The organism is Paenibacillus sp. TAF43_2 (assembly GCF_052113545.1).
In the GTDB taxonomy this organism is placed as follows: domain Bacteria; phylum Bacillota; class Bacilli; order Paenibacillales; family Paenibacillaceae; genus Pristimantibacillus.
The window spans coordinates 38,876-48,733 of record NZ_JBFRDK010000070.1; the positions used below are offsets into that span (position 1 = coordinate 38,876).

A 9,858-nucleotide genomic window follows, 5' to 3' on the forward strand; every position below is an offset into this window, starting at 1 on the left:
ATTCAAATAAATCCCAATCCTCTCGTTAGAGCTGGATTGGGATTTTTTTATTGCACAGCGGAATCGTTTGACTAAAAATATGGTAGGATAGACATACAAACAATGACAGGATGGTACCCTATATGCTGTTTTATTTTGTCGCATTATTTACGGCAGCCGTAATTGTCATCTTAAATAATCGCAGGAGCGAATCGAATCGCTGGGCTGCTTTATTTTTATTCAGCGCTTCAATTGGCGGACTCTCAGAAGTTTTAATAGAAAATGGGTTATTCTTAATAACTGATATACTGCAATTTCTAAATTACACATTTACGCCTTATGCTGTTTTCGTATTCTGCCTACTTTATGCGTCTGTTCTAGACCATAACCGAATGAGAAAAAAACTGAAATTTTATCTTTCCATTCCGATTTTGTTGATGGCTTTATTTGTTATGTTTTCTTCTGATGTGCAATGGTTTTTTAACCTTTTGCTGCTATGGAGCGCACCTTATTATATAATTTCCTGTTATTTATTAGTCGCATCCTTTTGGAAAGAGCGTGATGCAAGGCTAAAGCGAAGCCGCTTTATCACCACAATCATAATGGTTCCAACACTGCTTGCTGTTCTAATCTTCATATATGTGGCAAAGGTGATTACGCCGGATTTTGAATTTTTTAATTATATTTCAGTCTTTATGATTTATTCGTTGTCGGTCGCGCTGTTATGTACCTTCATGTATGGTGTTCTTGGTGTTAAACTCCGCTTTGAGCATGATCCAATGGAAAGTACGATGCGAGCAGTCAGCACTGGAACTACGATGCTTAATCATACGATAAAAAATGAAATCGGAAAAATAGCCATCAGTACGGAAAATTTAAGAAATCTGCTGCCTGAATCGAATGAGCAATCTATGCAGCATATGCAGATCATAACGAATGCATCCAAACATATGCTTGAGATGATCAGCCGTATTCATAGTCAAATAAAAGACATTACACTGAAAGAGCAGCCGGTTCAGCTCGATCAGCTCATCGAAAAAGTTCTTTTTCAGCATGAGGGTCTGATGCAAAATAAAGGAATTTCGTTAACCGCGAAGTATGAGCTGCGTCCTGTCATCCAATGCGATCCCATTCATATAAGCGAGGCATTTGGCAACCTGCTCATGAATGCAAGTGATGCAATGCCAAATGGAGGAGCAATTGAAGTAAGGCTTGCAGCGTATAAGAAGGGTGCGGAGCTTTCTGTGCAGGATAGTGGCATAGGCATCTCGGAGGAGAAGTTAAGCCAGGTGTTTGATCCCTTTTATAGCAGTGGGAAAAGTGGACGGAATTTCGGACTTGGCTTATCTTATGTTTATAATGTTATGCAAAAGAGCGGTGCAAAGGTTATTCTGACCAGCCAAGAAGGTGTAGGAACACGTGCAGCCTTAATATGGCCGCGAAAAAAGATTTTAAAATGAGTAGAGAAGGAGGGAGCAACCTTGAGTCATATCAAAGTGTTTATTGTTGAGGATGACACAGATTGGATTAAAGCGCTCACTACTTTTTTGAATAAAGAGTCTGATTTGCTTGTTGTAGGTGCGGCAACTAATTCTACCGATGCGATAAATCTTGCACAAACGCTTACGTTTGATGTTGTACTAATGGATATTCAGCTGGAAGGCAGCAGGCTTGACGGCATTCATACAGCAATTCTTATGCATGAGCATTCTCCCGCCAAGATTATCATGTTAACGTCATTAAATGATGAGCAGACGATGACTCAGGCCTTTACAGCCGGTGCTGTACAGTATTTGGAGAAGACACGCTTCCAGGAGCTTCCGCAAACGATTCGTAATGCATATCATCATTCTGCTCCTATGGAGGCTTTGCTTAACGAGCTGACTCGGCTAAAGCGCGAGGAGCAGCTTAAGGAATTAACTGGCGCAGAACGTGAAGTATTCGAACTTATTGRAGCCGGCTACACGCAATCGCAAATTGAGAAGAAGCTTTACAAGGCAGAAAGCACGCTCAAAAATCAGGTCAATAAAATGCTCAAGAAGCTTGGCGTGCGCAGCAGCAAAGAAGCTGTGGAAAAAGTGAAGCGAAGAGGAATTTTCCAGCGGGATGAGAAGGAATGACCTATTTTACATAGCTAGAAGGCAAAGGGGTACTACGTAACGTAGTACCCCTTTATTTGTCGTTCTATGAAAGATGGAACTGCCGTTACTATGCAGCTTGCGGTTAAAATAAAACGAGAGAGGGAGCGATTTAACATGGAAGCAATAACCTCACACAACGACGAAGCTGCTGTGCTGCTCATTGATGGAAAATGCATGTTATGTAATAAAATTACTCACTTTGTCGTGAAGAGAGATAAAAAGCAATATTTTCGATTTGCTGCGCTTCAGTCGCCTGTTGGCCAGCAGTTGCTTAAGGATGGAAATTTGCCTATAGATGATCTTGATACGTTTGTAATGGTGCAGTCGAATCAGTACTATACCAAATCCGAAGCGGCGCTTCGAGTATTTCGCAAGCTTGACGGCTGGTGGAGGTTGTTGTATTGGTTTCGCTTCGTACCGCTTGCTTGGAGAAATTATGTTTATCATATTATTGCGCGAAATCGCTATCGTTGGTTTGAGAAACATGAAATGTGCATCATCCCGACACCAGAGTTATTAGAGAGATTTTTGGACGATGGAATAGGAGGAGCATGAATGAATAGAAAACCGATTTACGTCGAGCTTGAAATTCGTGCAACACAGGATGAACTGTGGGCGTATACTCAAATCCCACAGCTTCATGAGCAATGGGATCTCCGATTCTCGAAAATTCAATATTTTTCAAAAAACAGTGAATCCGATATCCAGAAATTCCAATATGAAACGAGGATTGGCTTTGGTCTTAACATTAGAGGCACAGGAGAAACGAGCAGCACAATTTTCAAAGATGGAAATGAAAGAGTATCAACGCTAACTTTTGCTTCGGAGCAGCCAATCTCGCTTATACGAATCGGAGGCGGTTATTGGAAGTACAAGGATCTTGGAGACAAACAGTCCTTTATAACATTATTTAATTATCAGACTCGTTTCGGTATTGCAGGACGAATTTTGGATCGCTTTGTATTCCGCCCCCTATTTGGCTGGGCTACCGCATGGAGCTTCGATCGATTGCGAATATGGCTTGAGGAACGTATTCCTCCTTCTGTTGTTGCAGAGAGAGCTTTGCTTCATTATTTGAGCGTCTGCTTCATCGTTCTTCTCTGGTGTTATGAAGGCCTTGTGCCTAAGCTCTTGTTCCCAGAATCGGGAGAGTTGACGATGATGAGGCAAGTGGGTTGGTTTCACGAAATGGAGCTGCAAATGATTCAATTGATCGGTATTGGAGAAATGGGACTTGGTGTGCTAATCGCTTGTTTCCATAGGAGAAAATGGATTTATATCATTCACGTATTGGCACTTATTTCACTCACAATGCCAGCGCTTCTATTCAATTCAGAATTGCTGAAGTCGCCGTTTAATCCAATTACGCTTACGTTGCCAATGATTGGTTTAGGCTTAACAGCCTATTTAAGCAGACGTCACTTGCCGCAAGCGAGCCGCTGTAAAAGACAATTTAAATAAACAGATTAGAAAAGGGGAAATCACGATGCGTTCTATATATGAACAAGCGTTAGGAGCTGATTTTCAAAAGCTCCATCCTCGCATACAGAAGCGTTTTGGCTTTTGCAGTAAAGATCGTACCGCGTCCATAGGCCATGGTGTCATGCAGCTAATTTGGTACAACAAACTTGCTGCACTACCATTGTTTATTGGAACGCTCCGCCACATCATGTTCCCCCAAGGCGGGGTAAACATCCCGTTTTCAATAGAAAACTATGCATATGTAGATGCATTCGGACGTGAAACAGTCACGTGGATTCGCAAATTCAAGTTTCCAAGGACGATTCGCCATTTTGACGCAACGATGGTGTATAGCGGAGAAAGAGAGATTATCGTTGATTATTTAGGAAATAAGCAGCATTTAGCAGTCGATTTGGATGTTGCGGTTTCCACAAAGGGTGGAATTCGAATCATTTCGGGTGAGCAGCGTTTCTATGAAGGGTGGCTTCAATTTCGATTTCCTCGTTTGTTTACTGGCAGAGCAGAAGTGAATGAGTGGTATGACGATGAGGAGCGCTGCTATAAAATATCTGTGGACGTTCGGAACCCAATCCTTGGCCAAATTTTCCGTTATGAAGGCTCTTTCCAAGCTTCATTCGTGAACAGTGGCCATGAGGCGATTCCGATTGGAATTCGGCCATTGCGTGAAGAGAAGAGGGAATAAACGGCTCATGCTGTTTATTCCTTTTTGTCACTTTCGTGTTTGGCGTTGTATAATAGAAGCTGACACGATAAGCAGGTCCAAGCTAACGAGTTAAATGCAGCTGGATCCATGGGAAACGGAGTACTAGACTAATGAAAAAATTTAAAAAGTTTTATATAGAGACAACAAGTATTTGCAACTTATCCTGCAGCTTCTGTCCGCCAACATTGCGAGCGAAGGGTTTCATTAAAGTGGAGGATTTCAAAAAAACACTGGATCAGATCAAGCCGCATACGGATTATATTTATTTTCATGTAAAAGGCGAGCCAATGCTGCATCCTAAAATGGACGAGCTGCTTGATATTAGCCATGAGAAGGGCTTCAAAGTAAATATTACGTCCAATGGAACACTTATTACGAAAAACAAGGAAAAGCTACTGAACAAGCCCGCCTTGCGTCAAATCAACTTCTCGCTGCACAGCTTTGACGGTCATGCCGGTTCTACGAATAAAGAAGGTTATCTTGCCGAAATCTTATCCTTCGTAAAGGAAGCGGTCGCAAGCAGCAATATTATTATTTCGTTTCGGCTATGGAACTTAGATATGGACAATGAAACGAATCAGCAGAAAAACAAAAACCGAGAGCTCCTGGGCATGATTGAGAAGGCATTTAATCTCGATTATAAAATTGAAGAAAAATTCATACCCGGCTCAGGTGTCAAAATAGCGGAGCGCATTTACCTAAACCAAGATCCTGAGTTCAAATGGCCGGATTTAAAAGAGCCGGAGTATAATGGGAAAGGCTTCTGCCATGCCTTAAGGAATCAGGCAGGCATTCTTATCGACGGAACAGTCATCCCTTGCTGCTTGGACGGAGAGGGCGTCATTAATTTAGGAAACATTCATGATACTCATTTCTCGGAAATTATTGAGAATGAGCGATCAACTAATCTCTATGATGGTTTCTCAAGACGGGAAGCTGTCGAGGAGCTGTGCAGGAAATGCGGCTATCGCCAACGTTTTGGGTGATTACTAGGATTATGCTAGTAGGTCAACAAGGCAATTTGTAATGACAAAATAACTATAGTAACGATTATTGATGAAATAAGTTATGTGAATTATAGGTATTGCGTTGGAATTGTTGAGTGGGGTCGTTTTGTGTTATGATTTATTCCGTGCTGTTCTTTGTCGTCTTTCTATCAATCAGAGAGTTAGGAGATTCAACTACACATGGATTTTATTACGATTTTAAAAGCGATTATTTTAGGTATTGTTGAAGGATTAACGGAATTTGCACCTGTATCCTCGACAGGACATATGGTCATTGTTGACGATATGTGGCTTCAAACGGAACAGTACTTGACGAAGTACGTTGCGAACACATTCAAAATTGTTATTCAGCTCGGCTCCATTTTAGCAGTAGTCATTATTTTCCGAAATCGTTTTATTGACTTGCTGGGCTTGAACAGAGGCAGCAAGGACGCGGCACAAGCTTCTTCTCAACCGAAGAAAAAGCTGAAGCTAACACATGTTATCGTTGGCCTCATCCCAGCTGGTGTACTTGGTCTATTGTTTGATGATTACATTGATGAGCATTTATTCTCGATACGTACAGTGCTAATTGGTCTAGTTATCGGAGCTATACTTATGATTATTGCCGATCGTTTTGGGCCTAAGAAACCTAAGATCGAGTCAGTTGACCAGATCACTTATAAGCAAGCCTTCTCCGTTGGGCTTATCCAATGTTTATCCCTCTGGCCAGGCTTCTCCCGTTCCGGTTCCACTATTTCCGGAGGGGTGCTGCTAGGCATGAGTCACCGCGCTGCTGCTGATTTCACTTTCATCATGGCTGTGCCGATCATGGCTGGTGCGAGCTTGTTGTCCTTGGCGAAAAACTGGGAATACTTCACGTTAGAGTCATTGCCGTTTTTTATCGCAGGTTTCATAAGCGCATTCGTTTTTGCACTTCTTTCGATTCGTTTCTTCTTGAAGCTTATTAACAAAATCAAGCTTKTACCTTTTGCGATATACCGCATCGTGCTTGCTGCTGTAATCTATATCGTTTATTTTTAACCAATAGAAAAAGCCTGCTCCCTTATGATAAGGAGCAGGCTTTTTTTTCGATTTATGGGCGTAACTCCATTGGTTTTTGAGCTTCATAGATGCCTTTTCGACCTGAACATATAAATGCGATTACGCAGCCGATAAACATATAAATTGCACCTTCAGCCCCAAATAATTCAATGCCCATGATGAAGCAAGCGATTGGCGTCTTGGCAGCGCCGCTGAATACGGATATGAAACCAATGGCAGCGAGCAAGGGGACGGAGACGTGGAGCAAACCTGCAAGAGCGCTTCCAAGCGTTGAGCCGATGACAAAGAGTGGAGTTACCTCCCCGCCTTGAAAGCCTGTCCCAAGCGTTATAGCAGTAAATAGTGTTTTCAATAAAAAAACAAACGGCGAAACCGCCTCTTGAAAGGACTGCTCTAGGAGCGGGATGCCTAGTCCCAAATAATCACGTGTTCCGATCGCATAGACGAGAGCAATAATGAATAGTCCGCCCAAAAAGCTTTTGAGAACAGGACTTTTAAACCATTTACTAAATAAACGTTTGAATCCTCGTACCAGCTGAGTGAATAATAATGCGGCTAGACCAAAAAGCACAGATGCAATGAAAACTTTGACAATGAGCAGCCAATCGAGCGGAGGGACATCGCCCGTTGAATAGGAGATATGTTGAATTCCCCACGCGGTAGCAACCAGATGGCCAACATAACTCGCGATAAAGCAGGGGAGCAGCGCTTCATAACTGATGACGCCGATTGCAAGTACTTCTAGTCCAAAAATTGTACCGGCTAGAGGTGTGCCAAAGACAGCACCAAAGCCGCTGCTAATGCCGCACATCAAAATGATTTTGCGATCAAGCGGGCTTCTTTTAATTAGCTTGCCAAACCATTCCGCTAAGCTGCCGCCGATTTGCACTGCAGTACCTTCACGACCAGCAGATCCGCCAAATAAATGGGTGATTAAAGTTCCAATCAGAACAAGTGGTGCCATTCTTAATGGGATGGAGCTATTACCGGTATGTATTTGCTCTATGATTAGATTATTTCCTCTTCCTGCTTCTTTCCCAAACTTGAGATAAAGATAACTTACGAAGGCACCGCCGAGTGGCAGAAGCCACAATAACCACAAATGTTGTACACGCGTTTCGGTTACGAATTCAAGACTGGCTAGAAATAATGCGGAAGCAGAACCAGATAGGATTCCGATCACTCCAGCAATGAACAGCCATTTCAACATATATTTGGCAAGTGTGTGCGGTGCGAAATGCCTTACATCAATCATTCATGTGAACTCCTTCGTTGACTCCCTGAGAGAAGGAATATGTTGTATTGTTTCTATTAGCTATTATACAACACTCCTAGAAGAGGTAAAGAAATTCATATCAGCGAATCAAGTGAAAACCAGCCGTCATAGACACCGTAAGAAATCCAAACCAAGTGATAAATATTGACGAGAAAGTAGATCAATACCGTAATAAGAATACATGGGTTGATCCAATACCGATTTTTCATTCGATAATAAATGAGGATTAGCAGCAGCGGGAGCACTAGCTTCATCCCGTAGTAGCTAACGATATTCCAGTCATAAAGTTTTTGTACGAGTGGGTTGAGCTCCTCGATTAATGATAGGCGCAAGCCTATATCTGTAAATAAAGCGTCGGCAAAGCAAAGAAACAGCAATCCGAACAGCAGCGGTTTTAAGTCCCATTCTTTGAGAGCAGTAATGGCCACTAAGCCTCCATTCTGAAAAAATGATCTGGGTTTCGCATAATAGATGCATATGCCTCATATGGATTATCATTCCTAAGGAGTTTCTGTGGAATAAAGGAGGCCTAACGTTGAAGCGAATATTGATTGGAAGTCCCATTCGCCAAAGACCGACCATATTGCGTCACTTTTTAGCCTCGCTTGCGCGAATCGAAGCAAGCTCTTTTAAAGTAGATTATTTCTTTATTGACGACAATGATAACGAGGAGTCCTCGCAATTGCTGAGCGATTTTATATCGAAGCAAAAAGAGAACAATGAAAGTGAAACCATCTTAATAAAAGGCGATTCGATAACACCATATGCCAGGGATGAGTTTACTCATTACTGGAGCAATGATTTAATTGATAAAATCGCAAGCTGGAAGGATCATATGATCCAAACAGCGAGAGAGCAGCAATATGATGGACTATTCCTCATTGATTCGGATTTGCTGATTCACCCGGAAGCAATTGAATCTTTGATTTCTTCCGAGAAAGAGATCATTTCCACAATTTTCTGGACACAGTGGCAGCCTAATACGATGGAAATGCCCCAGGTTTGGCTGAAGGATACGTATTGGCCGTTTCAGTCAGATGGAACAGTAAAAGCCGGTGACGGTGCGGAAGCGGCTGTCATGTTTTTAATGAAGCTTAGAGTTCCTGGTGTTTATCAGGTTGGCGGACTTGGTGCATGCACGTATATCGCTCGCTCAGCACTGGAGAAGCCGATATCATTTCGGACGATCTCGAATGTATCATTTTGGGGCGAAGATCGTCATTTCTGCATTCGAGCAGTTGCTCTTGGCATCGATTTGTACGTGGACACCAAATACCCAGCCTTTCATATCTACCGAGAATCGGATATTGAGCGCGCTATATTGTTTATGGAATCCACGCAGGACAAAGCATATACAAATTCGAATATGTTGCCAGCACAAGGACCTACGATCATTGTGCCCACAGCAGGACCTAAGCTTACGTTATCTATGATCGTAAAAAATGAGGAAGAGCGCTTTTTAAAGGAAGTGCTTGAGCATCATAGGGAATATATAGATCATGCGGTCATTATTGACGATGGAAGCACGGATCATACCGGGGAAATTGTTCATGAATGCCTTGCCGGCATTCCTTTGACCTATATTAAAAACGAAAGCTCGCAATTTCATAATGAAGTAAAGCTAAGAACGCAGCAATGGGAGGAAACGATCCGCATTCGGCCGCAGTGGATTCTGAATATGGATGCGGATGAATATTTTGAGCAAAAATTTAAGGAAGAGCTGCCAGTGCTGCTAAACGATACGGAAACGTTCACTTATTTGTTTCGATTATTTGATTTTTGGTCAGAAGATCATTATCGCGAGGATGTATACTGGAATGCCCATAGCGTGTACCGCCCATTTCTATTGAAATATGTAGAGGGATTTTCTTATGTGTGGAAGCAAACCCCTCAGCACTGCGGGAGATTTCCTGAAAACATTTATTCACTTGCTAATAAGACGTCAAACCTGCGAGTAAAACATTTCGGCTGGGCGCGGGAGCAGGATCGTTTGCATAAATACGACCGGTACAAGAAGCTTGACCCTGATGCGATTTATGGCTGGAAGGAGCAATATGAATCCATTTTGGATGAGAAGCCGAATCTGGTGAAATGGATAGAGTAATAAAGCAAATAAATCATAACCTTTGACTAAGCATACACTCTAGTGATATATTTGAGTGTACGATTAGTGCAGGAGATTTCACAACCGGCTGTGTGTCCGCATACAGCCGGTTGTGCCTACTA

Annotated in this window: 10 protein-coding genes; 8 read left to right on the plus strand and 2 right to left on the minus strand. The window is 42.3% G+C overall.

Annotated elements, in window-relative coordinates:
* Positions 1-122 precede the first annotated feature (122 nt).
* The 7 genes from AB4Z17_RS16520 to AB4Z17_RS16550 all read left to right on the plus strand — a co-directional run bounded on the left by AB4Z17_RS16520 (position 123) and on the right by AB4Z17_RS16550 (position 6,335).
* Positions 123-1,439 (plus strand): ATP-binding protein, encoded by a 1,317-nt coding sequence (locus AB4Z17_RS16520; protein WP_441960907.1) that lies wholly within the window; start codon positions 123-125, stop codon positions 1,437-1,439.
* Positions 1,440-1,460: 21 nt separating this feature from the next.
* Positions 1,461-2,099: a response regulator gene (locus AB4Z17_RS16525; RefSeq protein ID WP_441960909.1), complete on the plus strand. Its 639-nt coding sequence runs from the start codon at positions 1,461-1,463 to the stop codon at positions 2,097-2,099.
* Between the two features lie 135 nt (positions 2,100-2,234).
* A complete protein-coding gene (locus tag AB4Z17_RS16530; protein ID WP_441960911.1) occupies positions 2,235-2,675 on the plus strand; it encodes a thiol-disulfide oxidoreductase DCC family protein in 441 nt (146 codons plus the stop codon).
* A complete protein-coding gene (locus AB4Z17_RS16535) occupies positions 2,676-3,581 on the plus strand; it encodes a DoxX-like family protein (protein ID WP_441907571.1) in 906 nt (301 codons plus the stop codon).
* 25 nt (positions 3,582-3,606) lie between these two features.
* Positions 3,607-4,284 (plus strand): DUF4166 domain-containing protein, encoded by a 678-nt coding sequence (locus tag AB4Z17_RS16540; RefSeq protein ID WP_441960913.1) that lies wholly within the window; start codon positions 3,607-3,609, stop codon positions 4,282-4,284.
* 131 nt (positions 4,285-4,415) lie between these two features.
* Positions 4,416-5,291, plus strand: coding sequence for a radical SAM/SPASM domain-containing protein (locus tag AB4Z17_RS16545; RefSeq protein ID WP_076265881.1), 876 nt, complete (start codon positions 4,416-4,418; stop codon positions 5,289-5,291).
* A gap of 201 nt (positions 5,292-5,492) precedes the next feature.
* The gene (locus tag AB4Z17_RS16550) at positions 5,493-6,335 is read left to right on the plus strand and encodes an undecaprenyl-diphosphate phosphatase (RefSeq protein WP_441960914.1); all 843 of its coding nucleotides are present in this window, start codon (positions 5,493-5,495) and stop codon (positions 6,333-6,335) included.
* A 52-nt stretch (positions 6,336-6,387) separates the two neighbouring features.
* Here AB4Z17_RS16550 and AB4Z17_RS16555 read toward each other — a convergent pair whose 3' ends face one another.
* Positions 6,388-7,611 carry a voltage-gated chloride channel family protein gene (locus AB4Z17_RS16555; RefSeq protein ID WP_441960916.1) on the minus strand — a complete coding sequence of 408 codons (1,224 nt, stop codon included), beginning with the start codon at positions 7,609-7,611 and terminating at the stop codon, positions 6,388-6,390.
* Positions 7,612-7,706: 95 nt separating this feature from the next.
* Positions 7,707-8,060 carry a DUF5658 family protein gene (locus tag AB4Z17_RS16560; protein WP_441907574.1) on the minus strand — a complete coding sequence of 118 codons (354 nt, stop codon included), beginning with the start codon at positions 8,058-8,060 and terminating at the stop codon, positions 7,707-7,709.
* A 107-nt stretch (positions 8,061-8,167) separates the two neighbouring features.
* Here AB4Z17_RS16560 and AB4Z17_RS16565 point away from each other — a divergent pair, with 107 nt between their 5' ends.
* Positions 8,168-9,736 (plus strand): glycosyltransferase, encoded by a 1,569-nt coding sequence (locus AB4Z17_RS16565; protein WP_441960918.1) that lies wholly within the window; start codon positions 8,168-8,170, stop codon positions 9,734-9,736.
* The last annotated feature ends 122 nt before the right edge of the window (positions 9,737-9,858 follow it).

Coding starts and splice junctions, on each gene's coding strand:
- AB4Z17_RS16555 (WP_441960916.1), bottom strand. CDS start 7,611: ATGATTGATGTAAGGCATTTCGCACCGCACACACTTGCCAAATATATG.
- AB4Z17_RS16535 (WP_441907571.1), top strand. CDS start 2,676: ATGAATAGAAAACCGATTTACGTCGAGCTTGAAATTCGTGCAACACAG.
- AB4Z17_RS16530 (WP_441960911.1), top strand. CDS start 2,235: ATGGAAGCAATAACCTCACACAACGACGAAGCTGCTGTGCTGCTCATT.
- AB4Z17_RS16520 (WP_441960907.1), top strand. CDS start 123: ATGCTGTTTTATTTTGTCGCATTATTTACGGCAGCCGTAATTGTCATC.
- AB4Z17_RS16540 (WP_441960913.1), top strand. CDS start 3,607: ATGCGTTCTATATATGAACAAGCGTTAGGAGCTGATTTTCAAAAGCTC.
- AB4Z17_RS16545 (WP_076265881.1), top strand. CDS start 4,416: ATGAAAAAATTTAAAAAGTTTTATATAGAGACAACAAGTATTTGCAAC.